Consider the following 24,143-nt stretch of genomic DNA (forward strand, 5'->3'; position numbering starts at 1 on the left):
GCCGGCTCCCCGACCTAGGCCCGCAGGGGCGTGCAGGCATGCGCAGACCGCCGATGGCAGCGGATGGCGCGGCAAGATAGTGGCAAGCGGCCACCGGTGCAATGATTGCCGGGCCGCCATGGCCGAGAAATACAAACGACAAAGCACACCACAGGCACAGCATGCAGCAAGACATTCTGATCAATTGGTCGCCACAGGAAACGCGCGTGGCCATCATCGAGAACGGCGCCGTCCAGGAGCTGCACATGGAGCGCCCGCTGGAGCGCGGCCTGGTCGGCAACGTCTATCTGGGCAAGGTCTCGCGCGTGCTGCCGGGCATGCAGTCGGCCTTCATCGACATCGGCCTGGAGCGCGCAGCCTTCCTGCATGTGGCCGATGTCTGGCAGCGGCAGGAAGGGGGCGAGGCCCCCATGTTCGCGCGCAAGGACATGCCTGTCGTGCCCATCGAAAAGCAGGTTTTCGAAGGCCAGACCATCATGGTGCAGGTCATCAAGGACCCGATCGGCACCAAGGGTGCGCGCCTGTCCACGCAGATCAGCATTGCGGGGCGATTGCTGGTGCTGCTGCCCCAGGATGACCATATCGGCATCTCGCAGAAAATCCCGCAGGGCGAGCGCGACGCGCTGCGCGCCCGCCTGCAGGGCCTGGTGGGCACCAAGGAAACCGGCGGGGGCGGCGGCTTCATCCTGCGCACCAATGGCGAGGACTCCAGCGACGCCGAGCTGGCCGACGACATCCGCTACCTGCGCAAGACCTGGAGCCGCATCAAGGACGCCTCGGTGCGCCTGCCGCCCATGTCGCTGCTGCACCAGGACCTGAACCTGCTGCAGCGCGTGCTGCGCGATCTGGTGGGCGAGGGCACGCAGAGCATCCGCATCGACTCCAAGGAGCAGTTCGCCCTGCTCATGACCTTCGGCCAGGAGTACATGCCGGCGGCCGTTCCCAAGCTGCAGCACTACCGCGGCGAGCGGCCCATCTTCGACCTCTTCGCCATCGACGAGGAAATCGCCCGCGCGCTGGGCCGCCGCGTGGACCTCAAGTCCGGCGGCTACCTGATCGTGGACCAGACCGAGGCGCTGACCACGGTGGACGTCAACACCGGCGGCTACGTGGGGGCGCGCAACTTCGACGACACCATCTTCAAGACCAACCTGGAAGCGGCCCAGCAGATCGCGCGCCAGCTGCGCCTGCGCAACCTGGGCGGCATCATCATCGTGGACTTCATCGACATGGTGCGCGACGACCACCAGGCCGAGGTGCTGTCCGAATTCAAGCGCCAGCTCGGGCGCGACCGCGTCAAGACCATGGCGGGCGGTTTCTCGCAGTTGGGCCTGGTGGAGATGACGCGCAAGCGCACGCGCGAATCGCTGGCCCACATGCTGTGCGAATCCTGCCCGGTCTGCCAGGGCAAGGGCCATGTGAAGACCGTGCGCAGCGTCTGCTACGAGGTGCTGCGCGAAATCTTGCGCGAGGCGCGCCAGTTCAACCCGCGCGAGTTCCGCATCGTGGCTTCGCCCAAGGTGGTGGAGATGTTCCTGGACGAGGAAAGCCAGCACCTGGCAGGCCTGTCCGACTTCATCAAGAAGCCCATCTCGCTGCAGGCCGAGACAGCCATGGCACAGGAGCAATACGACATCGTGCTGCTGTGAATTGATATTTATCCTGCTAATTCATTATCAATAGCAGTGCATCTATTGGCGAATGAGTGGTTTCAATTGAACTCATTCTTGCGTTGCTATGGATTGTTGATTCCCGATAATTAACTTTGTCTCGGCTTTTTTGATACTGTTTGTTGCAATCAGTGCCTCAGCAACTGAAAGGGCGACGAATGGGAATCGACTCCACCATTGTGCGTGCAGGCATACACCCGGGAATTGGTGTGGCGCGTATTGGCAATAGTCCGGATGAGTACTATGTCGGCCCCGAGCTGATGCATGTGCCGCCCATGGCGCCGGGCAGCCTGCGCGATGCGCAGGGCGCGCTCAAGCGGCAGGCGGCGCGCTTTCGCATCTACGGCTACAACGCCGCGGGCGAGGTGGTGCGTGAACTCACGTCCGACCAGGACCAGATCGAATGGGAAGTCGAACTCGCCAATACCAAGGCTGCCTGGTATCAATTCCAATTGGCGCTGGACGTGCCTGAAGCCGCAACGGCCGATCCCACGATTTTGCGCAATGCCACGGTGAAGGACCGGAAAAGCCTGGCCATTCGACCGGGAGCCCGCCGCATTGCCAAAGGCTCGGCCCCGGTGGCATTCGACAGCGGCAGTTTCTGCGGCAAGCCGGTTTATCTGGGCGAATTGCGCATTGAAAAGACGGGCCAGCTTCTCGTGCTGGGAGGCCGTGGCGTCTCTGCCTCCGTGGATGGCTCCAAGGCCACCACGTTTGCGAACAACGAGGGCTGGCATGACGATGTGGCCGACGGCCCCGTGCGCGCCAAGGTCGTCGTGGCCGGCGTTTCCGTGCCGGTGGATGCGGCATGGGTCACGGTTGCGCCGCCCAACTACGGCCCGCAGATGAAGTCTGTGCGCACCATGAAGGACCTGATGGAGGATGTGTACATCCACTCGGGCATGGCCGCCTTCCCGCTGCACGTCTCCTTCAGCCGGCACATCCTGCCCATACTCCAGCGCCAGAGCAGCCTGCAGTGGGCGAACAAGGGCTTTGCATCCCAGTTCGGCTGGGGCGGGGCGGCCAGTGCGGATGACGAGGCGTGGATCGCCAGGCTCAACAGCCCGGGCACGACCTGGGCCGAGCTGCGCCAGCAGGTGGCCAATGCCTTCCGGCGCTTTGACCGTGATGGCGCATCTCCCCAGCCCTGGCCCTGGCTGTATGGCGACGCCATGGCCGTGCCGCCCGCCGACACACCGCGCCAGCATGCGGCGCTGACGGCCACGCAGCTGAGGATGCTGGACCTGTGGGCCGGTGGCCATTTCCTGTCCGACTTGAAACCCGGCCAGCAGTACCCTGCCCAGCTCGCCGACGTGCCGCTGCAGGAGCAGCCGACCATGCTCGACCATGCCGCCATGGACGACTGCCTGGCCGACGCCTTCCACCCGGGCTGCGAGATCACCTGGCCCATGCGGCACGCCAGCATGTACCGGGCGCCGTTCCGCATCCGCGAGGCGGCAGTGAACCCGCCCGAGCTGCAGCTCTACGGCTCCCGGCTCACGCCTGCGGTGGCCCTGTCCGAGAGCGGGCCGCTGTATGCGCAGGTGGCCGGCGACCTCACGCGCTGGATGGCGGTCCCCTGGCAGACCGACACCGCCAGCTGCCGCAGCGGCTATTACGCCGGCTATGGCCCACGCTACGACCCCTACCTGCCCACGTTCTGGCCGGCCCGCGTGCCCAACCAGGTGCTGACGCAGGAGGCCTATGAAAGGGTCATCGACACCGAACTGCCGCGCGAGCAGCGCGTTGCCGCCTTCAACCGCCGCGAGTCGTGGTTCCGCACACTGGGTGAGGAAGGCTATGAGAGCGAGATCAACCGCATGATCAGCCACTTCGGTGACATGGGCGTCATCGAGAGTCGGCCCGGAGTGCGGGGCGACAAGGACTTCCCGCCGGTGATGCAGGTGGAAAACCGCATCGCCCCGGCGCCGTTGCACATGCTCAAGACTGCGGTGCAACCGGACGGGCAGGAGGCGCCTCCCCGCATCGAGCCCTTCGATGCAGACAACGAGCAGCAGTTGCGCGCCATGACGCAGCGCGGCCCGGTGCTGCCGCGCTGAGTGCCGGCCATGCCGTCGCACGCCATGGCCGCCGCGCCGCTGCCGGATGAACTGGATGTGCTCGTCGTGGGCGCGGGACCGGCGGGCGCGGCCGTTGCCGCGCAGCTGGCAGGGCACTGCCGCGTGGCGCTGGTAGGGCGTGCCGTGCAGGCTGGGCGGGCCATTGGCGAAACCCTGCCCGCTGCGGCCCGGGTGATTCTGTCCGACCTGGGCGTGTGGGATGCGTTCGCGGCACAGGGCCACCGTCCTGCCTGGTCGCGGCGGTCATTGTGGGGAAGCTCCGAGGTCATCTTTCAGGACGCGCTGTTCGACCCGCATGGCGCGGGTTGGCACCTGGACCGAAAGCGCTTCGACGCCATGCTGCTGGAGGCTGCGCGCAGCCGTGGCGTGCCCTGCCTGGTGCCCGCCACGCTGCGCAGCTTGCAGCGCCAGCCATCGGGCGCACCCATGCGCTGGCGCTGCCTGATCGATAGGGCGCAGGGCGACCCGGCGCACGGCCCGCTGGAGCTGTCCTGCCGCATCGTGGTCGATGCCACGGGCCGCGCGGCCCGCGTGGCCCGGCAGGCGGGCGCCCAGGTCCACCGTGGTGGCCGCCTGGTCTGCTTTCACGCCTGGGTGGAGCCGCCATCGCATGAGCATGCAGGCACCACCATGATCGAATCGGACGCCGAAGGCTGGTGGTACAGCGCCGACCTGCCCGATGGCAGTTGCGTGATTGCCTGGCAGACCGATATCGACCTGCCTGAAGCCCGGCGCCTGCGCAGCACGGCCGATCTGTTGGAAATGGCGCATCACACGGCCCTGGTGGGCGCGCGCAGCAGGGGCAGCCGGCTGCTGGAGCCGCTGCGCGTGGCCGCCGCCCACGAACAATGGCTTGATGCAGCCAGCGGGCCGGACTGGCTGGCCGTGGGCGATGCAGGCCTGTCCTTCGATCCCCTGGCATCGCAGGGCCTGCTCAACAGCCTGGTCACGGGCAGCGAGGCCGCCACGGCCGTGCGCCGCAGCCTGGCGGGCGATGCCGATGCGCTGCAGTCCTGGAGTTCGTGGATCGGCACGATACGCGCTGCGTACCGCACCCATCACCAGCACTACTACGCGCTGGAGCCGCGCTGGGCTGCCGAGCCGTTCTGGGCCCGCCGCCAGCGGGCGCCGGAGGCGGGGACCGGTGCCGACGTTATTGCCGCTCCAGCTTCGCCGTCTGCACGATCGCATTCCAGCGCTGGTACTCGGCCCGCGTGAATTCGCGGAAGGCCTTGGAGTCCAGCAGGCGCACTTCGCCGCCCAGTGCCGTCACCTTGGACTTGAAGTCGGCATGGCCCGCCACCTTGAGCGTGGCCTCTTCCAGGCGCTTGACGATGGCGGTCGGCGTGCCCTTGGGTGCCAGCACGCCGTTCCAGGTGCCGGTCACGAAGGTGGGGTAGCCGCTTTCCTTCATGGTCGGCACATCGGGCAGGGCGGGCAGGCGCTGCTCCGAGGTCACGGCCAGGGCCTTGAGCTTGCCCGACTGCACGAAGGGCAGGGCGGGCGTCACGTTCTCGAAGATGAAATCGATCTGGCCGCCCAGCAGGTCGGTCAGGGCCGGCGCGCTGCCCTTGTAGGGCACATGCACCATGTCCAGCTGGGTGGCGCTCTTGAACAGCTCGCCCGACAGGTGGACCGTGGAGCCGCTGCCCGGCGAGCCATAGCTCATGCCGGTCTTTTGCGCGGCGGCGCGTGCCACCAGGTCCTTCACCGTCCTTGCGGGCGTGCGCGTCTCGTTGACGACCAGCACATTGGGAATGGTGGTCACCAGGGCCACGTACTCGAAATCGCCCAGGCTCTTCTCGCTCAGGTTCTTGTACAGGCTCTGGTTGATGGCCTGGGTGCCGGCCGTGCCGAACAGCAGCGTGTAGCCATCATTGGCCGCCGAAGCCACGCGGCTGGCGCCGATGGAGCCGTTGGCGCCGGAGATGTTTTCCACGATCACGGGCTGGCCCAGCGATTCGGACAGGCCCTGCGCCACCATGCGCGCCAGCACATCGGTATTGCCGCCAGGTGCGAAGGGCACGACCAGCTTGACGGGTCGGGTGGGATAGGCATCCGCCCAGGCCTGGGGCAGGGGCAGCAGCGTGGCGCCGAGCAGCGCGGCAGCGCGCAGGAGTTGCTTGCGTGAAAGGGTACGGGGCATGGGGGATGTCTCCTTGTCGGTGTTCTGATGGCGCAGCGGCTGGGGCTGGCGGCGGATTTTTCAGGCGGGCCAATGCTGGGCGGTGGCTGTCTTGACGTCAATCAATGTTTTGGCAGGATGTCATGCGGCGGGCGAATGACCTGTTCGGCCTTGCTCGGCAAATGAGAATGGATTGCATTAACATGCGCCCCTCATGATCCCTGCCACCTCGGCGCAAGCTGCCCGGACCCGCCCATGAAAAAGGACCGCACCCTTCCTGCTTCTTCTCCCGGCGGCGCCGTTCAAATGCCCACGCCCATGCTCAGCCTGTCGGCAGGCCGGCTGCGCTTTGACCGCACGCAGTGGTTCAGCGAGAGCGAGCAGGCCGGGGTCAAGCTCGTGCTGGTGCTGTCCGGCAGCATCAGCTACCAACTGGAACGCTCGGCGCCCGTGCGGCTGTGCGGTCCCTCCGTACACCTGCGCCTGCGCGATGCACCCCATGACGTGCTGCATGGGATGGAGCAGGGCTCGGATCTGGAGTACGTGTCGGCCAGCCTGCCCATGTCCGGCCTGGCGTCCAGCCTGGGCCTGACGCCGCAGGGGCTGGCCGATGCGATGGAGGCAGGCGCTCCTGGAGATTCCGGTGCATCCGGCGCCTGCGGCTCGCTCATCCGCGATGCCCAGGCCAGTGCCGCCCAGCGCGCGGTGGCGCAGCAGATCCTGCACTGTCCGCTGCAGGGCGCGGCGCGCCAGCTCTATCTGGCGGGCAAGGGGCTGGAGCTGCTGGCCCTGTGCATGCCCCGGCCCGGGGAAGAAGACCTGTCCGGGCGCGGACGCCAGCAACTGGAGCGTGCGGCGCAGCTGCTGCGCGAGCGCCTGGATGATCCACCGGGCCTGCGCGCTCTGGCGCGTGAGGTGGGGCTTAACGTGAACAAGCTCACCCAGGGCTTTCGCCAGTGCTTTGGCTGCACGGTGGCCGAATGGCTGCAGGCCCAGCGCATGGCGCGCGCCTACGAGCTGCTGGCCTCTGCGCGGATGGATGTGGCCCAGGCGGCCGCGCTCAGCGGCTACAGCCCCTCGCATTTCAGCAAGGTCTTCCAGCGCCACCATGGCGTGCTGCCCAGCGCCTTGCGGCGCGGATAGTCTCCATCCCAGGTCAGGCTCCGCAGCCGCTTTGCAGCGCTGCAGTCGTGCCGTGATTTTGCCGTGATCGTGCCGGGATCGCGGCAGGCCGTGACGCAATCGCGCATGGACGCTGCCCACGTCTTTCAGAATTTGGATGAGATTGGTTCTCATTTGAAATTCGGGAGGAGTGATGGATTCATCGTCAATGAAAGCGGCGCGGCCCCTGGTGTTGCGCCCCTTGGCACTGGCCCTGTGCCTGGCCTTTGCCACGGGCGGATCGGCCCGGCTGCATGCCGAGACGCAGGCGGTTGATGCAGGCAGCGCGCCTGAAACAGCCGCACTGCCAGGGATCACGGTCCGCGCCAGCGCAGTCACCGGCACGGGCGTGGACAAGCTGGGCCAGAGCCTGCAGGAAATCGCCCAGTCGGTCACGGTGATCGGGCAGGAGCGCATGCGCGAACAAAACCTCTACAGCCTGGACGACGTGATGCAGAACGCCCCCGGTGTCACCGTGCAGCCCTTCCAGCTGCTGACCACGGGCTACTACCAGCGCGGCTTCAAGATCGATTCGTTCCAGCAGGACGGCGTGCCCATTCTCATGGGCAACACGGCCAGCCCGCGCATGGACATGGCCATGTACGAGCGCGTGGAGATCGTGCGCGGCGCCGCAGGCCTGCTGCATGGCACGGGCAACCCTGCCGCCACGGTCAACCTCGTGCCCAAGCGGCCCACGCGGGAGTTTGCCGGCAGCGCGGGGCTGACCCTGGGCAGCTGGGGCCGGCGTCGCGCCGAGGCCGATGTCGGCGGCCCGCTCAATGCCTCGGGCAGCCTGCGTGCCCGCGTGGTGGCCACGCAGGAGGAGCGTGACTTCTTCTACGACGTGGCTGGCGAGCGCACCGGCAATCTCTACGCCATTGCCGAGCTGGACCTGGCGCCCGGCGCCACGGTGCACGCCGGGGTGCACCATCAGCGCATACGCTCCACCACCAACATGGCGGGCGTGCCTTTCTATGCAGACGGCCGCGATGTGGGCCTGCCGCGCAGCACCTATCTGGACGCGGCCTGGGACCGCTTCGACTGGAACACCACGCGCAGCTTTGCCGGCGTCGAGCATGTCTGGAGCAACGGGTGGCAGGCCAGGCTCAACCTCAATCACCTCTCCGGCGATTCCGAGCTGCTCTATGCCGGGGCCAACGGCGCTGTCAATCCCGCCACGGGCCTGGGCGGGCGCCTCACGGGTGCGGCCTACCGCTTCGACGACAGCCAGACCAGTGTGGATGCCTTTGCCAGCGGCCCGGTGCAGCTGTGGGGCCGCACGCACGAGCTGCTGGCCGGCTTCAACCACCAGCGCACGCGCAGCACGCAATGGGCCGCCTCCATCCTCAATCTGCCGCAAAGCCCGGTCGATGTCTGGAACTGGAATCCGCACGGCGTGCCGCTGCCCCTGGTCGGCAGCTACGCCACGCGCGGCCCCACCGAGACGCGGCAAAGCGGCCTGTACGGCATGGCGCGGCTGCAGCTGGCCGACCCCTTGAAGCTGGTGCTGGGCGGGCGCTTCACGCGCTGGGAGCAAGAGACGGGCGGCGCAGGCGGAGCCGCCAGCCGCGTGCGCACGCGCATGGGCACGCAGTTCACCCCCTATGCAGGCCTGGTGTACGCACTCGGCCCGCAGTGGAACGCCTATGCCAGCCATGCGCGCATCCTCCAGCCTCAGAGCAGCTACACCTATGCCGGTGAACTGCTGGACCCGGTACAGGGCAACAACCTGGAGGCCGGCATCAAGGGCGCACTGCTGGGCGGCCGTCTGAACCTGGGCCTGGCGCTGTTCGAGATCCGGCAGAAGAACCGTGCCCAGGCCGATCCGGCCCATCCCTGCGTGGGCAATGCCTGCTGGTACATCGCCACCGGCGAGGTGCGCAGCCGAGGGCTGGAGGCCGAGATCGAAGGCCAGCCCCACCGCGACTTGCGCCTGAGCGCCTCCTACACCTGGAACCGCACGCAGTACCTGCAGGACGCGCAGAACCAGGGCCTGCCCTTCGCCAGCTTCACGCCGCGCCACATCCTGCGCCTGTGGGCCAGCTACCAGGTGCCGGTGGCAGAGCGCCGCTTCAGCATCGGCCTGGGCCTGCGCGCGCAAAGCGACTTCTACAACCAGGCGCAGGGCGTGACGCTGCGGCAGGGCGGCTACGCGCTGGCCAGCCTGCGCCTGGGCTGGCGCATCAACCGCCAGCTCACGGCGGCCCTGCAGGTGGACAACCTGGCGGACCGCCGCTACTACCAGAGCCTGTCCGGCACGGGCTGGAACAACCGCTATGGCGAGCCGCGCAGCGCCACGCTCAGCCTGCGCGCCGAGTTCTGAGAACCCGCTTCACCATCGATGGAACACACCATGGACAAGAACGCCCATTCCCTCATCGCCCGGCCGCTGGCGCAGGCCAGCCACCTCATCGGCCTGTGCGCCCCTTCGCAGGTGCGCGTGCTGGGCCCGCACGAAAAGCTGGACCCGGCCAGCGACTGGATCATTGGCATCAAGCCTTTCAGCGACGGTGCCTCGCTGCATGACGGGCACTGGGAGCGCCATCCCGTCGGCGACGAAGTGCTGTGCCTGCTGGACGGCGAAGTGCGTGTGCTGCTGCGCCCGCAGCGGCGCGGGGAGGAGGCTCCGGTTCTGGAACTCTCGGCAGGCCAGATGCTGGTGGTGCCGCGCGGCTGCTGGCACCGGCTGGAAGCGGTGCAGCCGGGCCGCCTGATGTTCATCACGCCCGCGCGTGGCAGCGAGCACGAGAAGGTGCAGCCATGAACCCGCCCCTGCACGATGCGGACAGCGCCCCTGCGATGTCGCAGCCGGACCTGCACACCTGGCTGATGGTGGCCGGCCTGTACCTGACCCAGGGCATGCCCCTGGGCCTGGCCATGGACGCCGTGCCCACACTGCTGCGCAGCGAGGGCGCCCAGCTGGGGGCGTTGGCCTTCCTGCCCCTGGTGGGCCTGCCCTGGGTGCTGAAATTCCTGTGGGCCACACGCGTGGACAACCGGTGGTCGGCCCGCCTGGGGCGCCGTCGCAGCTGGATCCTGCCCATGCAGGCCCTGGTGCTGCTGTGCCTGGCGGCATCGGCTGCGCTGGGCATCACGCTGCAGACGGCGCCGGCCATCGTGGCGCTGGCGGCCCTGGGTTCCCTGGCCAGTGCCACGCAGGACATTGCCACGGACGGGCTGGTGGCCGAGCATTTCAGGGGCCGTGGTCTGGCTGGCGCCAATGCGCTGCAGGTGGGCGGCACCATGGTGGGCTTCTTTGTGGGCGGGGCCGGCAGCATGGTGCTGGCGGGCTTGCTGGGACAGCGTCTGGCGCTGGCGGTCCTGTGCCTGACCGTGGCCTTCAGCCTGCTGCTGGTGGCGCTGTGGCGTGAGCCGGCTGCGCTGCAGGGCCTGCGCAGCCGGCCGGGCGTTCGCCGGCCACCAGCCCGTCTCAAGGCCTTTGTGCAGCGCTCCGGCGCCTGGCCGCTGGTGGCGGCAGCCGTGCTGTCGTCCATCACGGCCGTCAGCGGCTTTGGCCTGGCCAAGCTGTTTCTCGTGGATGCAGGCTGGCCGGTCGAGGCCGTGGGGCGCGTGGGCATGGCGGGCGGTGCGGTGACCGTGCTGCTGGGCTGTGGCGGGGGCGCCTGGCTGGTGGCACGGCTGGGCGCCAGGCCGGCGCTGGCCTGCGGGCTGGCGGCCTGCGCCGCCTCGGCGCTGGGCTGGATGGCCCTGGCCGCAGGCCTGCTGCCGCTGGACATGGGCACTGCCTTTGCGGCCCAGGCGCTGGGGGCGTTTGGAACGGGTGCATCTTCGGTGGCCGTGATGACGCTGGCCATGCGCTTTGCCGGTGCCGGCCCGCAGGCCGGCACCGACATGACGGCCGTGCAAAGCGCCCGCGACACGGGGGAGATTCTGGCCTCCACCCTGGTGACATCGCTGGCGGCGGCCGTGGGCTACGGCGGTGGCTTTGCTGCTGGATTGCTGGCTGCGGCGGTGACGCTGGCCGTCTGCTGGCGCATGCTGGGGCGCTAGGGTGGAGCGCAAAGCATCGTTGCCGATGCCAGCGCCGATCCGGTGGCGAAGTCCTCCTAGAAATCCGCCTTCAGGCTCACCGTCAGATTGCGCGGCTCGCCCCACCAGCCCTGGTTGTAGAAGCCGATCTGGCTGTAGTACTGGCGGTCCAGCAGGTTGTTGAGCTGCACGCTGGCCGACCAGGTGGGGTCGATGCGGTAGTGGGCCGAGAGGTTGACCACCAGGTAGCTGCCCTGGCCGACCTGCACGCTCTGGCGCAGCGGGTTGGTCACGTTCTGCCAGATGCGGCTTTGCCAGCGCAGGTTGCCGCCCAGGCTCAGGCCCTGAAGCGCACCCTCGAAGCTGCGCATGGCCGTGAGCTTGACCAGGCTGCGCGGGTGCGTGGTGTTGAAGGCGGCGCCGCTGGCGCTGCGTGCCGTGTAGTGCGTGTAGCTGGCGCCCAGGCGCCAGCCCCGGGCCGGCTCGCCGCTGAGTTCCAGATCGATGCCGCGCACCTGCGCGCCCTTGACGCCGCGATAGGCCTTCTGGTCCGTGGTGCCGTCGATGAATTCGCCCGTGTCCTGCGCCAGGTTGTCCTGGCGGGTCTGGAACAGCGCGGCAGAACCCTGCAGCCGGTCCTGCAGCCAGGAGCCCTTGAGGCCCAGCTCGAAGGCCTGGCCGGTGACGGGGTCCAGGATGCTGCCTTGCTTGTCGCGGTAGTTCTGGGGCGTGAAGATTTCCGTGTAGCTCAGGTAGGCCGTGTGCCGGGCATCGATGTCCCACAGCAGGCCGGCGTAGGGCGTGATTTCGTTGCTGTAGCGGTAGTCGCGCAGGCTGCCGAAGTAGTTCTGGCGCGTGGACCAGCGGCTCAGGCGGGCGCCGGCCACGGCCGTCCAGCCATCGGCCAGCGAGAAACGCCCCACGGCATAGCCGCCGCTTTGGCGCATGCGGCTGTCGTCGCCGCCGTTGGAGACATCGGACCAGCCCGGCTCGGCCAGGCTGCCGTTGCGCCAGTCGAGGAAGTTGTCCGTGGCAGGCGGCGTGCCCAACGGTGCGTAGCGGCGGATGTCGATGTCGTCGCGCACATGGTTCCAGCCCACGGCAATCTCGTGCTGGCGCCCGAACAGCGCGACCGGGCCGCTGGCCGTGAGGTGCAGGCTGTCGCGCGAGCGGTCGCCCCGGTATTTGATGAAGGAGTTGGCCATGCCCAGGCCGGTCGTGGCGTCCGGCGCGCCGCCCCGGTAGACGTAGCGCATGTCGTAGTTGCCGTCGTTGCGGCTGTAGGCGGCGCGCAGCAGCCAGCGGTTGTCCAGCCGGTGCGTCAGGTCCAGCGTGGCCGTGGTGTTCTCGGTGCCGAAATGCGACCAGCGCGTGTTGTTGGACACCGAGCGGTCGAAGTCCGTGCGGCTGCCGTCCGCATAGAACAGCGGAAAGCCGGCGCCCATGCCGGGGCTGGTGTTCTTCTGGTATTCGAGGCTGGTCACGAGCCGGGTGGCGGGCGTCAGGGCCGCGCTGACCACGGCGTACAGGCCCTGCCTGCGCTGGCCGAAGTGGCTGACGTAGCTGTCGCTGTCCGATTGCACGGCCACGACGCGGCCATGCACTCGGCCTTCGCGGTCCAGCGGCAGGGACAGATCGGCCTCGGCGCGGCGCAGGTTCCAGCGGCCCAGCGTCAGCGAGGCATGGCCGCCCGCCGTCTCGCGCGGCTGCTTGCGCACGAAGTTCACCGTGGCCGACGGATCGCCCGAGCCATTGAGCAGGCCCGTGGCGCCGCGCACGATTTCCACACGGTCGTAGAAGGCGGTGTCCATGTCGGTGGCGCCGAAGTTCCACAGGCTGTTGATGGGCGAGGCCAGCCCGTCGAACTGGAAGTTGCTGACGCCAAAGCCGCGCGAGGAAAACTGGTAGCGGTTGCTGTCGCTGCGGCTGACCGACAGGCCGGGCGCGGAGGCCTCCAGCGTCTGCGAGACCGTGAGCTGGCCTGCATCGTCCATGAGCTGGCGCGTGATCACGCTGACCGACTGCGGTGTCTCGCGCGCCGACAATTGCAGGCCCGTGGCCGTGCCTGTGGCGCCGCTGGTGTAGCGCGCCGTGCCTTCGGTGATGCCCGCATCGGCGGTGGCGCGCACGGTGACGGTGCCCAGTTCGGTGTCGCCTTTCCTGGCAGGGGGCCTGTCCTCGTCGGCGGCCCAGACTGCTGGCGCAGGGGCTGCACAAAGGGCGCAGATCAGCAGGGACAGCGGGGTCCGCGCGCCTTGGGGGTGTCGCGGGGCGGGGTTTTGAATGCGAATGCTCATCATTTCCATGGTCCTGGGCGTGAGCCCGGATTGTGGGAAATGTGCGCCGCCGCCGCCTGTTCCCGGCGACGCCAGTCCTATGGTTTGCGACGCAGGCTGCCTTGGCTGGGCGCGTGGCCGAAGCGCTGGCGAAAGGCCGTGGCGAAATTGCTGGCGTGCTGAAAGCCCACGCAGTCGGCCGCTTCCTGCACGCTCCAGCCCTGTGCCAGCCGCTCGCGCGCCAATTGCATGCGGCGCTCGCGCAGCCAGCCGAACACGGTCTGGCCGTAGGCGGCCTGGAATTTCTCGCGCAGCGTGGTCGGGCTCATGCAGGCCAGGCGCGCCAGGTCGTCCAGGCTGTGCGCCTGGCCCGGCGCTGCATCCATGCACTCGCGCACGCGCTCCAGGCCGCGCCTGTCCCGGGGATGGATGCGCGGCGATGGCGCAGGCCGTGGCTGCGCATGTGCCTGCAGCGCGCAGGCCAGCACCTGCAGCGCAATGCCTTCGCGGTGCAGCCGGGCCAGGCTGCCGCTCCAGACGCCATCGAGCAGCTGGCGCAGCGACACCGCCAGATGCTCGGGCAGCGACCAGGCATGCAGCGGCGGGCCGGACTGCCGCAGGGCATGGTGCAGCAGCTCGGCCAGTTCGGCATCGGCGCAGGCCTCGGGTGCCTCGATGGACAGGTTGAAGCCGCGCACCGTCTGGCCTGCCGCATGGGTGGCCTTGAGCACCTCGGTGTCGCCGCAGGAGAATGCCGCTGCGGCATGGCGCGTCACGCTCAGGGCCTTGCGGGCGGCGGGCAGCTGCAGCTCGGCCTGGCCGTCCAGCAGGACCACGGCGGTGAAGCGACGTGGATGCTCGGACGTGGATTCATAGCCATGGTTGATGCGGATGTCGGAGCTGACCAGCTGCAGGCCCGAAGGCAGTTGGTGCTCCTGCACCTGACCTTCGAAGATGCAATCGTTTTCGGAGACGGTGGAGAGAAAGCGCACGCTGAAACCGTGGCGCTGGCGCATGGCGTCGAGCTGCGCCGTGGTGTAGCGCTGGGAAGGGGCGGGCATGGGCGGAGGCGGAAAGGCGGTGGCGGGAAGCGCTCGCTGCAGTGAACGCTTCTCATTATCGCTGCAGGCTTGCTCCGGCCCTGCGGCGGCCACGGCCCGTGGCGTCCAGCCCGCAGATGAACAGGCTCAGGGCAGGGCGCAGACAAAGCTGGCCGCATCCTCCACATTGCCCGTGCCGGCGGTTGCGCCCTCGAACCTGTACCTGGCAATCTTCGGATACGGGCACAACGGGCGCGTGCGCTGCGGAAAGTCCGCGCTGGACGGCAGGGCCCTGGCGGCGATGGTGTCCGGGGTGATGCCTTTCTCCACCCAGTCGACCATGGCCTGTATGGAGTCGAAGCTGTCCGTGGCCGGGCCGCCCGAGCAATGGTTCATGCCCGGTACGAGGAAGGTGCGCGCAAAGTCCTGCGTGGCCTGCATGCCTCCGTTGTTGGCGGCCAGGCGCTCGTAGTAGTCCAGCGTGTCCAGCGCCGAGAAGATGGGGTCGGACATGCCGTGGATGAAGAGCATCTTGCCGCCGTGCTGCCGGAAGGCCGTGAGCCTGTCATCCCGGTAGGTGTCATAGATGGCCGAGTAGGCCTGCATGCGCGCCGGGTCGGTGTCGAAGTTGAAGGCCAGCGGGTTGAAGCCCAGGTCTGGCGGGGTGAGGAATTCGTTGACCAGCGCATCCACGATCAGCGTGACGTAGCGCGAATCCGGCGTGGCGGTGGTGGAGCTGCCCAGTGTCCAGGTGCGCCAGCCCGGCGCTGCCAGGCCCGGATCCCACGGCTGGCCCGCATACAGGGCTTGGCCTGCCGAGTTGCGCGGCCCGGCAAACACGTTTCTGAGCGCGTTCACCTGTCCGCTGCTCAGGCAGCTGCCGGTCTTGGCGCCGCCGCACTGCAGCACGCCGGGGTCGAAATGGCAGGCCTTGACGTGGTTCACCATGCCATCGGCCACGCCGTCGGCCGCATCGCAGGAGGCGGTCACGGCCTTGGCCACCAGGTTCAGGTCCTCGTTGCTGAAGGCTCGGGAGAGGATGCGCCGGCCGCTGCTGTCGGCCGGCGCGATGGCGTCGAACTCGATGGTGTTCCACATCGCGGCCACCGTGGCGCCGCTCGATACCCGCATGGCAGGGGCACCGGCCGTGATGGCGTCGAAGTAGTCGGGAAAGCGCTGCGAGAACACCATGCCCTGCCGCCCGCCACCCGAGCAGCCTGAAAAATAGGAGTGCTCAGGCTTGCGCCCGTAGCGCGTGGAGATCAGCGATTTGGCTGCCACGGCGGTCTTGTCGTAGGCGTTGTAGGCGTGGTCCAGCCGGGCCTGAGGGTCGGCACCGAAGCTGGCCGTGGTGCCGGTGTGGCCCGCGTCGGTGGAGACCACCGCAAAGCCCTGGCCCAGCGGCGAAGGCGTTGCGCCTGAGATGCTGGAACTCAGCGAGGTGTCGCGCAGGATGCCGTCGTTGCCACCGCCGCCGATGAAGAGAAACCGGCCGTTCCATTGGTCCGGCAGGCTGAGCTGGAACCCGATGGCGTAGTTCTTGCCGTCCACGCCCACGCGCGGGTTGATGGCGCCGGTGACTACGCAGTGCCCGGGCAGCAGCGCGCCGGTGCTGGCGCCGCCCGGCCTGCGGGTGTCGGGCGGCACATAGCTGGTGGACAGCCGGGTGGCCGCAAGGCCTGCCCTGTCAGGCAGGTCGGCGCAGGCGGCCGCCGGCGTTGCGGCATCGGCCAAAGTGGGGCTGCTGCCACCGCCGCAGCCCGCCATGAGAAGGGATGCGGCAAAGGCGGCCGTGGATGGAAAAACGCGCCGCAAGGCGCGTGGGGCGTGGTCGATTCGCATGGCTTGTGTCTCCTGTCGCCCGAGCGTAAGACCAGGGACGGAGGGGCCATGTCATCTCAGAGGATGACGGGACAACCCGGCGTGGGCGCTGCCCCGCGCCCGGCTTCAGAGTTTGCGCAGCCGCTCCAACGCCGCGCGCAGCGTGCTGTCTTGCTTGGCAAAGCAAAAGCGCACCACGCGCTGGTCGAAGCCGTCGCCATAGAAGGCCGACAGCGGGATGGCCGCCACGCCATGCTCCCGGACCAGCCACTGGCAGAACGCGGCTTCGTCCAGGTCCGACACGGCCGAGATGTCGGCGCAGACGAAGTAGGTCCCCGCCGTGGGCAGCAGGCGCAGGCGCGAGCCTTCCAGGCCCTGACAGAACAGGTCGCGCTTGGCCTGGTAGAAGGCGGGCAGCTGCAGGTAGGGCGCAGGGTCGGCCATGTAGCTGGCCAGGCCCGCCTGCATGGGCGTATTGACGGTGAATACGTTGAACTGGTGGACCTTGCGGAACTCGGCCGTGAGCGCGGCCGGCGCGGCGACGGTGCCCACCTTCCAGCCCGTGACATGGTAGGTCTTGCCGAAGCTGGAGACGATGAAGGCGCGCGCCGCCAGGCCGGCAAAGCGCGCGGCGCTCTGGTGCTGGCGGCCGTCGTAGACCATGTGTTCGTAGACCTCGTCGCTGATCAGCAGCACGTCGGTGGGCGCCAGCAGCTCCTGCAGCTGCAGCATCTCGGCATCGCTCCAGATGGTGGCGCTGGGGTTGTGCGGGCTGTTGATGATCAAAAGCCGTGTGCGCGGCGTGATGGCGGCGGCAATTTTGGCGAAGTCGGGCTTGAAGCTGCCCGGCGTCAGCGGCACGCGCACGGGCACGCCGCCGGCCAGCTCGATATTGGGCACGTAGCTGTCGTAGCAGGGGTCGAGCACGATGACCTCATCGCCCGCATGCACGGTGGCCAGGATGGCGGTGAGGATGGCCTGCGTGGCGCCGGCCGTGACCGTGATCTCGGTGCCCGCGTCGTAGCGGCGGCCGTAAAGCGCCTCCATCTTGTCGGCCATGGCCTGGCGCAGCTGCGGCAGGCCGGGCATGGGCGGGTACTGGTTGTGGCCGGCCTGCATGGCGGCCGTGACGGCATCGACCAGCCTGGGGTCGCAGCCGAAGTCGGGGAAGCCCTGGCCCAAGTTCACCGCCTGGTGTTCGGCGGCCAGCGCCGACATGGTGGTGAAGATGGTCGTGCCCACATGGGGCAGGCGGCTGGGGAAGGCGGGCGTGCGGGGCGTGGCAGAGGTCATGGCGGAGGCAGCGGAAAACGGGAACGGGCCCGCACTGCGGGCCCGGTGGGGCGGAGGATCAGAGTTCGTAGTCGTGCACGTGGCCGCTCATGGCGCGCATGATCAGGTCGCGCGTCAGGCGGTCGCTGAGCAGTTCTGCGAAGCGGTAGACGAAGTTGCGCAGATAGGCGCCGCGCTTGATGGCCACGCGCGCCACGCTCTGGCCGAACAGATGGCCCATGGGGCGCACCACGAGGTCGTTGACCGGATCGTCGCGCATGGCCATCTCGGCCACGATGCCGATGCCCAGGCCCAGGCGCACATAGGTCTTGATCACGTCGGAGTCAATGGCCTCCAGCACGATGCGCGGACGCAGCCGGCGCGTGGCGAAGGCCTGGTCGATCTTGCCGCGCCCGGTGAAAGAGGGGTGGTAGGTGATCAGCGACTCATGGGCGATGTCGTCCAGCGTGATGCGCTCTTTCTGCGCCAGCGGATGGCCCGTGGGCATGACCAGCACATGCTGCCATTCGTAGCAGGGCAGGGTGACGAGATCGGGGTAGTCGGCCAGGGATTCGGTGGCCATGCCGATGTCGGCGATTTCGTCGATGACCATGCGCGCCACCTCGGCTGGCGTGGCCTGGTGCAGGCTGATGGTGACCTTGGGATACAGGTCGCGCAGCCGTGCCACGGCGGGCGGCAGCACGTAGCGGGCCTGGGTGTGGGTGGTGGCAATCGACAGCGTGCCGCTGTCCTGGGCGCTGTACTGCTCGCCGATGCGCTTGAGGTTGCCGATCTCGCGCATGATGAGTTCGATGCTCTTGAGCACCTCCAGGCCGGGCTCGGTAATGCGCTTGAGGCGCTTGCCGTGGCGCGCGAAGATGTCGATGCCCAGCTCCTCCTCCAGCTCGATGATGGCCTTGGAGACGCCGGGCTGCGAGGTGTGCAGGGCCTTGGCCGCCTCGGTGAGGTTGAGGTTGCGGCGCGCCGCTTCTTGGACGAATCGGAATTGGTGCAGGTTCATGGCGGTGACAGCTGGGTGCAGCGCGCCATTATGCTGCATTTATATAAAGAAGCGATTCGTTATTTCAGCTTCCTGACCTGCCGGGAGGCTCCATGGCCGCCAACGCCAGCTCTGCCAGCAGGGCCGTGACACGCGGATGCTCGCCCACGGCCGGCTCCAGTTCCACGGCCACCTGTGGGTGGGTGTCGCGGATCTCCTGCACCAGCTTCGGGATGTCCTCACGCGCATGCTTGCCCGTGCCCAGGAACAGGGGCAGCACGGTGATGCGCGTGGCGCCCGCCTCGATCAACCCGCGCGCGGCGGTGGGCAGGTCGGGCGCACAGGCTTCCAGGTAGGCGCATGCAGCCAGGCCGTGGGGCCGCGTTTGCCGGACGGCGCCGAGCACGGCCTCGATGGGCTGGCGCCACAGGGCGTCGCGGGAGCCGTGGGCCAGCAGGATCAGGCCGGCAATGCCGGCCGCTTTTGTGTCGTTTTGCATGGCAACGGATCTAGCGGCGCAGCACCAGCCAGGTGAAGGCGGTCAATGAAAGAAGGCTGTAGAGCAGGCCCGGCGCCGCAGCGGTCAGCCAGGGCGACCAGGTCTGCAGCGTGCCGATGTAGCCAAACACGTTGTTCAGCAGGAAGAAGCTGATGCCGGCCATCACACCGCCGAACACATAGGCCGCGATGCCGCCCGAGCGGAAATGCAGATAGGCAAAGGGCAGGGCCAGCACCACCATCACCAGGCAACTCATGGGGTAGAAGACCTTGCGCCAGAACTCGATCTCGTACTTCTGCGCGGCCTGGCCGTTGGCCTCCAGGTGGCGCACGTACTGGAACAGCGAAATGGTGGACATGCGGTCGGGCTTGAGCAGCGCGGCCGAGACCATTTCGGCGCTGATGCCGGTCTTCCAGACCAGGCTGTCCTCTTTCTCGCGCAGCAGCACCATGCCTGCGTCGGCCTTGGCTTTCAGGCGGCTGGCCTCAACGCCCTGGAGCGTCCAGGATTCGCCATCCTCGCTGACCCGCGCCGCCTGCGCATGGATCTGGGCCGAGATGCGGCCCTGGCCGTCAAAGTCGAAGATGCGCACATTGGAGAAATCGCCGGGCCCGCGGATGGCGCGCACGTTGATGGCGATGGAATGATCGCCCTGGCGTTCCTTGAGCCAGGCACCCGTGGCGCCGCGCGACAGCTGGGCCAGGTGGATGGCGCGGATGTTCTGGCCCGCGTTCTCGGCCGCCGGCGCCAGGTAGTCGCCCGTGCCGAAGGTGGCCAGCACAAAACCCAGGCCCAGCACCATCAGCGTGCGCAGCGCCAGCCAGGGGCCCATGCCGCTGGTGCGCATGATGGTGAATTCCGAGCTCTGGGCAAAGCGCGCCATCACGTAGATGGTGCCGATCAGCACGGTGATGGGCATCAGCTCGTACAGGTGGCTGGGGATGCGCAGCACCACGAAGAGCAGGGCGTGCGTGATCTGGTAGCCGTTGTCGCCGCCGCGCCCGACCCAGCGCAGCTCATCGACCAGATCGAAGAAGAAGAACAGCGCCAGGAAGGCCAGCGTCACATAGCTGACGGCCGCGATGATGTCGCGGTACAGCAGGTTTCTCAGAACTCTCATCAGGGCACCGCCTTTGCGTCGTCCAGGGCAGCCGGCTTGCAGGGCCTGCGCCACAGGTCGCGCGGCGACCAGCGCTTGTGCCGTGCCAGCAGCACCAGCAGTGCCAGCAGCAATGTTCCTCCGTGCAGCAGGGCCGTCATGGCGGGCATGCTCAGCTTGCCCGAGGCCACCCAGTTCTCGCCCAGCGTCATCAGGTTGTAGTACACGATGAAGGCGAACAGCGCGAGCATGAGGCTGCCGCTGCCACCAGCGCGCGGGTTCACGCTGGCCACGGCCAGGCCCAGGATCACGAAGTTCAGCGCCGCCAGCGGCAGGCCGATGCGCCAGCCCAGCTCGGCGCGGTAGATGGGTTCGGTGCGCGGCAGCAGCTCATGCGTGTACGTGCTGCGCGCGGCCATTTCCTCGGCGGCGGCCAGATTGCTGCCGCTGCCGAGCTGCGTGCCGTATTCCTTGAACTCGCTGATCTTCACCGAGCCGTCGCTGGTCTGCGTTTCCATGCGCTGGCCGTCGGTCAGCACGGCCATGCGTTCGCCCTTGACCACTTCCAGCCGTGCCCCGCGCGCCGAGGTCACGGACTCGCGCCCGCGCTCATTGGCCACGATGAACACATTGTTGGCAGCGGTGGCGCTGGGCACGTCCTTGTCGATGAAGAACACGCGCGAGCCGCCGGCAGACTCCTGGAACTCGCCGGGGGCGATGCGGTCGATATCGCTGCGCTGCTCGAACTGGGTCTTGATCTGCTCGATCTGCTGGTTGGCCCAGGGCAGGATGCCCAGGCCCAGCACGGCGATCACGGCCAGCACCGGCCAGGCAAAGCGCAGCAGCGGGCGCAGCAGGCTGGCCAGCCCCTGGCCTGCGGCGAACCAGATCACCATCTCGCTGTCGCGGTACATGCGCGACAGCGAGCCGACCACGGCCACGAAAAGCCCCAGGCCCAAAATCGTGGGCAACTGGCCAAGCACCGTATAGCCCATGACCAGCAGAACGTCGGAAGGGCTGACATTGCCCTTGTAAGCCTGGCCCAGCGTGCGGATCAGCATCATGGTCATGACGACCGTGATCAGCACCACGACCGTGGCACCGAAGCTGCGGGCCAGCTCTTTGCGTATGGATGAATCGAATAACATTGGCTGAAAGGAAAACGCCGATTATGAACTTTGAACTGAAGCCGTTGACGACTGCCGCAGCAGTACGTGAAAAGTGTGACCTGTTGTTGGTGCTGGTGACCGAATCCACGGTCACGGGCAGCGACGCGCTGTCCACCCTGGTCGCACACGCGGTCAAGGCCGGAGATTTCGAAACGGCAGCCGGCAAACAGCTGGCACTGTACGGCCTGCCAGCCGTCGCTGCACGCCGCGTCGTGCTGCTGGGCGCGGGCAACGGCTCGGCACGGGAAGTGCGCCAGGCCGTGGCCGGCGCAGGTGCCGCGCTCAAGGCGACCGGTGTTGGCAAGGCCTTGCTGTGCTTTGGCTTCGATGCGGCAGGCCCTGCCGTTGCTGCCGCCGTTCTGGCGGCGGCCGATGCCTGCTACAGCTATACCCACACCAAGCCCCAGGCCAAGCCCGTGGCGCTCAAGAAGCTGGTGATTGCCGCAGCCGTCAAGGCGGGCGACAAGAATGGCGTTGCCGACGCTTTCAAGACCGCCGTGGCCCAGGCCGAAGGCATGACCCTGGCACGCGAATGGGCCAATCGCCCCGCCAACCACGCCACGCCCACCTTGCTGGCTGACGCGGCCCGCGCCCTGGCCAAGCTGCCCGGCATCAGCTGCAAGATCCACGGCCCCGCCGAAGTCGCCAAGCTCGGCATGGGCGCTTTCATGGCCGTGGCCCAGGGTTCGGAGCAGCCGCTGCGCTTCATCGAACTGCACTACAACGGCGGCACCAAGGGTGCCGCGCCCGTGGTGCTGGTCGGCAAGGGCATCACTTTCGATACCGGCGGCATCTCGCTCAAGCCTGCCGCTGAAATGGACGAGATGAAGTTCGACATGGGCGGCGCCGCCAGCGTGCTGGGCGTGTTCCATGCGCTGGCCCGGCTGCAGCCGGCCGTCAATGTCGTCGGCCTCATTCCAGCGTCCGAGAACATGCCCGGCGGCGCTGCCGTCAAGCCGGGCGACGTGGTCACCAGCATGAGCGGTCAGACCATAGAAATCCTCAACACCGATGCCGAAGGCCGTCTCGTGCTCTGCGATGCGCTGACCTACGCCGCCCGCTTCAAGCCCCGCGCCATGGTGGACATCGCCACGCTGACCGGCGCCTGCGTCATCGCCCTGGGCGGGCTGCGCAGCGGCATGTTCTCGCCCAGCGACGAACTGGCCCGCGCGCTGGAGCAGGCCGGTGATGCGGCACTGGACCCCTGCTGGCGCATGCCGCTGGACGAGGAGTACGGCGAAGGCCTCAAGAGCAATTTCGCCGACATGGGCAATGTGGCTGGCCGCGCGGGTGGCGCGGTCACGGCAGCCAAGTTCCTGCAGCGCTTTGTGGGCGACATTCCCTGGGCGCACCTGGACATCGCCGGCACGGCCTGGAAGAGCGGCGCCGCCAAGGGCGGTACAGGCCGCCCCGTGGGCCTGCTGCTGCACTATCTGCTGGCCGGCATCGATGCTGGCAAGGCGCAGGCCAAGGCTGCGGCACCCCATAAAGCTGCTGCACCCAAGAAGCCGGTGCCACCCAAGGCAGGATCTGCCAGCCGCCGCAAGGCTGCAGTTGCCGCTCAGCCGGAGCAGGCATGAGCGCATCGTCCCCGTCAGCCCGGGCCTGTTTGAAGGGAGCATCGCTTGACTGAAGTGGCCTTCCATTTCAACGCGCCCGACAAGCTGGCCTATGTCTGCCGTCTGGCGCGCAAGGCGCTCAGGCACCGCACGCAACTGGTGGTGCTGGGGTCGCCGCCGCTGCTCAAGGCCTTGTCGCCCAGGCTGTGGAGTGTCTCGCCCACCGACTTCCTGGCCCATGCCGGAGAAGGCGATGGGGCAGACATCATGGCCTTCTCGCCCATCGTTTTGCTGGAGCGGCTGGACGGCGCGCCGCACCACGACATGCTGGTCAACCTGGGCGGCGAAGTGCCCGAAGGGTTCGAGCGCTTTGCGCGTGTCGTCGAAGTGGTTTCCGCCACCGACGAGGAAGACCGCCACCTGGCCCGGCAGCGCTGGAAGCACTATGCGGCCCAGGGTATTTCAATCAAGCGCCATGACCTGGTCCTCAAGGAGTAAGCCATGAGCGCTCCTCCCTCCAAAACCCCACCGCGCTTTGTTCCCACGCTCACCGATGTCGTTGCGGTGGATGCGGTGCAGGCACCGGTTCAGGCGGTCGAACCCCCGGCACCCCTGGCACACCCCGTGTCCGAACTGCCGCTGACGGACGAAGCGACGCCCTGGGCCAGCGAAGGCATGCTGGCGCCTCGGCGTGGCGTGGTCACCCTGCCTGCGTCCCTGCCGCCGCTGCCGCAGGACCTGGAACCGCAGCGGCCCATGGTCGCCGAGCAGGATGCACCTGAGGAAATCCCGACACCTGCAATGCAGCCTGTGCTCTCGGACTATCAGCCGCCCAGCGCCCCGTCCGTGGAAATGCAATTGGCCCAGGAAAGCCGTCTGGCCGAAATGGCTGATGTGACTGATGCGCCAGATGTGGCAGGTGCGGCAGATGTGGCTTCAGCGGGCGACGTGGCACCGGCCGGGGAAGTGGTCCCTGCCGACCTGGTGGTCCCGGTGGTGCAGGCTGTCGTGGCAGAGGCGGCTGCCGGGCCGACGCCGGCTTCCCCCGCCATGCCGGCAGCCCCCACCATGGAGTCCATATGGGACAGTCATGCGCAGCAGGTCACCGAGGAATATCTGGTCCATCGCCTCATGCAGCGTGTGGACCTGGTGCTGGACCAGCGCTTGCGCGACGCCATTGCCACCGTGGTTCAGCAGCAGACACGGTCCATCGTCGTGCGTCTGCGCGAGGAGGTGGAATCCGTCGTGCGCCAGGCCGTCTATGAGGCGGTGGCCGATGAACTGGCCTTTCGCGCCACGGCCGCACGTGGCGACTCCGGCCAGGGCAGCCGTTGAGTGCCGGGCAAGGGCGGGCGGCGCAAGCCCCCGCCTGACCCGGTCG

At 68.0% G+C, this 24,143-nt stretch carries 19 protein-coding genes; 10 read left to right on the forward strand and 9 right to left on the reverse strand.

The features are described 5' to 3' along the window. Nucleotides 1-161 precede the first annotated feature (161 nt). The 3 genes from rng to BW39_RS08200 all read left to right on the forward strand — a co-directional run bounded on the left by rng (nucleotide 162) and on the right by BW39_RS08200 (nucleotide 4,969). Nucleotides 162-1,649 carry a ribonuclease G gene (gene rng, locus BW39_RS08190; RefSeq protein WP_013802635.1) on the forward strand — a complete coding sequence of 496 codons (1,488 nt, stop codon included), beginning with the start codon at nucleotides 162-164 and terminating at the stop codon, nucleotides 1,647-1,649. Between the two features lie 179 nt (nucleotides 1,650-1,828). Beyond that, entirely contained in the window at nucleotides 1,829-3,730 is a 1,902-nt protein-coding gene (locus BW39_RS08195) for a LodA/GoxA family CTQ-dependent oxidase (protein ID WP_043820973.1), read from the forward strand. Between the two features lie 9 nt (nucleotides 3,731-3,739). Further along, nucleotides 3,740-4,969, forward strand: coding sequence for an NAD(P)/FAD-dependent oxidoreductase (locus tag BW39_RS08200; protein ID WP_043821147.1), 1,230 nt, complete (start codon nucleotides 3,740-3,742; stop codon nucleotides 4,967-4,969). Here BW39_RS08200 and BW39_RS08205 read toward each other — a convergent pair. After that, on the reverse strand, nucleotides 4,905-5,897 hold the full coding sequence (locus BW39_RS08205) for a Bug family tripartite tricarboxylate transporter substrate binding protein (protein WP_043820975.1): 993 nt from the start codon (nucleotides 5,895-5,897) through the stop codon (nucleotides 4,905-4,907). The two genes, BW39_RS08200 and BW39_RS08205, sit on opposite strands and share 65 nt — an antisense overlap. A 234-nt stretch (nucleotides 5,898-6,131) precedes the next feature. Between BW39_RS08205 and BW39_RS08210 the strand changes: the two genes are divergently transcribed. The 4 genes from BW39_RS08210 to BW39_RS08225 all read left to right on the forward strand — a co-directional run bounded on the left by BW39_RS08210 (nucleotide 6,132) and on the right by BW39_RS08225 (nucleotide 11,048). Further along, nucleotides 6,132-7,019: a helix-turn-helix domain-containing protein gene (locus BW39_RS08210; RefSeq protein ID WP_013802631.1), complete on the forward strand. Its 888-nt coding sequence runs from the start codon at nucleotides 6,132-6,134 to the stop codon at nucleotides 7,017-7,019. A gap of 172 nt (nucleotides 7,020-7,191) precedes the next feature. Continuing rightward, nucleotides 7,192-9,360, forward strand: a complete 2,169-nt coding sequence (locus BW39_RS08215) for a TonB-dependent siderophore receptor (RefSeq protein ID WP_043820978.1) — start codon at nucleotides 7,192-7,194, stop codon at nucleotides 9,358-9,360. A 30-nt stretch (nucleotides 9,361-9,390) separates the two neighbouring features. Then, nucleotides 9,391-9,801 carry a cupin domain-containing protein gene (locus tag BW39_RS08220; RefSeq protein WP_013802629.1) on the forward strand — a complete coding sequence of 137 codons (411 nt, stop codon included), beginning with the start codon at nucleotides 9,391-9,393 and terminating at the stop codon, nucleotides 9,799-9,801. A gap of 35 nt (nucleotides 9,802-9,836) precedes the next feature. Continuing rightward, the gene (locus BW39_RS08225) at nucleotides 9,837-11,048 is read left to right on the forward strand and encodes a RhtX/FptX family siderophore transporter (RefSeq protein WP_043821149.1); all 1,212 of its coding nucleotides are present in this window, start codon (nucleotides 9,837-9,839) and stop codon (nucleotides 11,046-11,048) included. Nucleotides 11,049-11,104: 56 nt separating this feature from the next. Here BW39_RS08225 and fauA read toward each other — a convergent pair whose 3' ends face one another. The 8 genes from fauA to lptF form a co-directional block, all read right to left on the reverse strand. Beyond that, nucleotides 11,105-13,324 carry a TonB-dependent alcaligin siderophore receptor FauA gene (gene fauA / locus BW39_RS08230; protein WP_235264168.1) on the reverse strand — a complete coding sequence of 740 codons (2,220 nt, stop codon included), beginning with the start codon at nucleotides 13,322-13,324 and terminating at the stop codon, nucleotides 11,105-11,107. A 77-nt stretch (nucleotides 13,325-13,401) separates the two neighbouring features. Continuing rightward, on the reverse strand, nucleotides 13,402-14,364 hold the full coding sequence (locus BW39_RS08235; protein ID WP_012205368.1) for a helix-turn-helix transcriptional regulator: 963 nt from the start codon (nucleotides 14,362-14,364) through the stop codon (nucleotides 13,402-13,404). Nucleotides 14,365-14,490: 126 nt separating this feature from the next. After that, nucleotides 14,491-16,185: a tannase/feruloyl esterase family alpha/beta hydrolase gene (locus BW39_RS08240; RefSeq protein ID WP_043820979.1), complete on the reverse strand. Its 1,695-nt coding sequence runs from the start codon at nucleotides 16,183-16,185 to the stop codon at nucleotides 14,491-14,493. A 105-nt stretch (nucleotides 16,186-16,290) separates the two neighbouring features. Next, nucleotides 16,291-17,457, reverse strand: a complete 1,167-nt coding sequence (locus BW39_RS08245) for a pyridoxal phosphate-dependent aminotransferase (protein ID WP_034393073.1) — start codon at nucleotides 17,455-17,457, stop codon at nucleotides 16,291-16,293. 58 nt (nucleotides 17,458-17,515) lie between these two features. Next, nucleotides 17,516-18,457: a CysB family HTH-type transcriptional regulator gene (locus BW39_RS08250; protein ID WP_034398475.1), complete on the reverse strand. Its 942-nt coding sequence runs from the start codon at nucleotides 18,455-18,457 to the stop codon at nucleotides 17,516-17,518. A 64-nt stretch (nucleotides 18,458-18,521) separates the two neighbouring features. After that, nucleotides 18,522-18,935: a sirohydrochlorin chelatase gene (locus tag BW39_RS08255; RefSeq protein ID WP_043820983.1), complete on the reverse strand. Its 414-nt coding sequence runs from the start codon at nucleotides 18,933-18,935 to the stop codon at nucleotides 18,522-18,524. A 10-nt stretch (nucleotides 18,936-18,945) separates the two neighbouring features. Beyond that, the gene (lptG, locus tag BW39_RS08260) at nucleotides 18,946-20,055 is read right to left on the reverse strand and encodes an LPS export ABC transporter permease LptG (RefSeq protein WP_043820984.1); all 1,110 of its coding nucleotides are present in this window, start codon (nucleotides 20,053-20,055) and stop codon (nucleotides 18,946-18,948) included. Next, entirely contained in the window at nucleotides 20,055-21,182 is a 1,128-nt protein-coding gene (gene lptF / locus BW39_RS08265; RefSeq protein ID WP_013802622.1) for an LPS export ABC transporter permease LptF, read from the reverse strand. Before lptF ends, lptG begins: the two co-directional genes overlap by 1 nt. A gap of 23 nt (nucleotides 21,183-21,205) precedes the next feature. Here lptF and BW39_RS08270 point away from each other — a divergent pair, with 23 nt between their 5' ends. Genes BW39_RS08270 through BW39_RS08280 form a run of 3 tightly spaced genes read left to right on the forward strand, consistent with a single transcriptional unit; the run spans nucleotide 21,206 to nucleotide 24,097 of the window. Then, complete coding sequence (locus tag BW39_RS08270) at nucleotides 21,206-22,783, forward strand: leucyl aminopeptidase (protein WP_043820987.1); 1,578 nt, start codon at nucleotides 21,206-21,208, stop codon at nucleotides 22,781-22,783. Between the two features lie 45 nt (nucleotides 22,784-22,828). Then, nucleotides 22,829-23,260 carry a DNA polymerase III subunit chi gene (locus BW39_RS08275; protein WP_012205376.1) on the forward strand — a complete coding sequence of 144 codons (432 nt, stop codon included), beginning with the start codon at nucleotides 22,829-22,831 and terminating at the stop codon, nucleotides 23,258-23,260. 3 nt (nucleotides 23,261-23,263) lie between these two features. Continuing rightward, the gene (locus tag BW39_RS08280; RefSeq protein ID WP_043820988.1) at nucleotides 23,264-24,097 is read left to right on the forward strand and encodes a hypothetical protein; all 834 of its coding nucleotides are present in this window, start codon (nucleotides 23,264-23,266) and stop codon (nucleotides 24,095-24,097) included. The last annotated feature ends 46 nt before the right edge of the window (nucleotides 24,098-24,143 follow it).

This window comes from Delftia sp. RIT313 (assembly GCF_000632165.1).
Classification (GTDB): Bacteria; Pseudomonadota; Gammaproteobacteria; order Burkholderiales; family Burkholderiaceae_C; genus Comamonas; species Comamonas acidovorans.

Coding starts and splice junctions, on each gene's coding strand:
- BW39_RS08215 (WP_043820978.1), top strand. CDS start 7,192: ATGGATTCATCGTCAATGAAAGCGGCGCGGCCCCTGGTGTTGCGCCCC.
- BW39_RS08255 (WP_043820983.1), bottom strand. CDS start 18,935: ATGCAAAACGACACAAAAGCGGCCGGCATTGCCGGCCTGATCCTGCTG.
- BW39_RS08225 (WP_043821149.1), top strand. CDS start 9,837: ATGTCGCAGCCGGACCTGCACACCTGGCTGATGGTGGCCGGCCTGTAC.
- lptG (WP_043820984.1), bottom strand. CDS start 20,055: ATGAGAGTTCTGAGAAACCTGCTGTACCGCGACATCATCGCGGCCGTC.
- BW39_RS08250 (WP_034398475.1), bottom strand. CDS start 18,457: ATGAACCTGCACCAATTCCGATTCGTCCAAGAAGCGGCGCGCCGCAAC.
- BW39_RS08280 (WP_043820988.1), top strand. CDS start 23,264: ATGAGCGCTCCTCCCTCCAAAACCCCACCGCGCTTTGTTCCCACGCTC.
- BW39_RS08220 (WP_013802629.1), top strand. CDS start 9,391: ATGGACAAGAACGCCCATTCCCTCATCGCCCGGCCGCTGGCGCAGGCC.
- BW39_RS08245 (WP_034393073.1), bottom strand. CDS start 17,457: ATGACCTCTGCCACGCCCCGCACGCCCGCCTTCCCCAGCCGCCTGCCC.
- BW39_RS08270 (WP_043820987.1), top strand. CDS start 21,206: ATGAACTTTGAACTGAAGCCGTTGACGACTGCCGCAGCAGTACGTGAA.
- lptF (WP_013802622.1), bottom strand. CDS start 21,182: ATGTTATTCGATTCATCCATACGCAAAGAGCTGGCCCGCAGCTTCGGT.
- BW39_RS08205 (WP_043820975.1), bottom strand. CDS start 5,897: ATGCCCCGTACCCTTTCACGCAAGCAACTCCTGCGCGCTGCCGCGCTG.
- BW39_RS08195 (WP_043820973.1), top strand. CDS start 1,829: ATGGGAATCGACTCCACCATTGTGCGTGCAGGCATACACCCGGGAATT.
- fauA (WP_235264168.1), bottom strand. CDS start 13,324: ATGAGCATTCGCATTCAAAACCCCGCCCCGCGACACCCCCAAGGCGCG.
- BW39_RS08235 (WP_012205368.1), bottom strand. CDS start 14,364: ATGCCCGCCCCTTCCCAGCGCTACACCACGGCGCAGCTCGACGCCATG.
- BW39_RS08240 (WP_043820979.1), bottom strand. CDS start 16,185: ATGCGAATCGACCACGCCCCACGCGCCTTGCGGCGCGTTTTTCCATCC.
- BW39_RS08210 (WP_013802631.1), top strand. CDS start 6,132: ATGAAAAAGGACCGCACCCTTCCTGCTTCTTCTCCCGGCGGCGCCGTT.
- rng (WP_013802635.1), top strand. CDS start 162: ATGCAGCAAGACATTCTGATCAATTGGTCGCCACAGGAAACGCGCGTG.
- BW39_RS08200 (WP_043821147.1), top strand. CDS start 3,740: ATGCCGTCGCACGCCATGGCCGCCGCGCCGCTGCCGGATGAACTGGAT.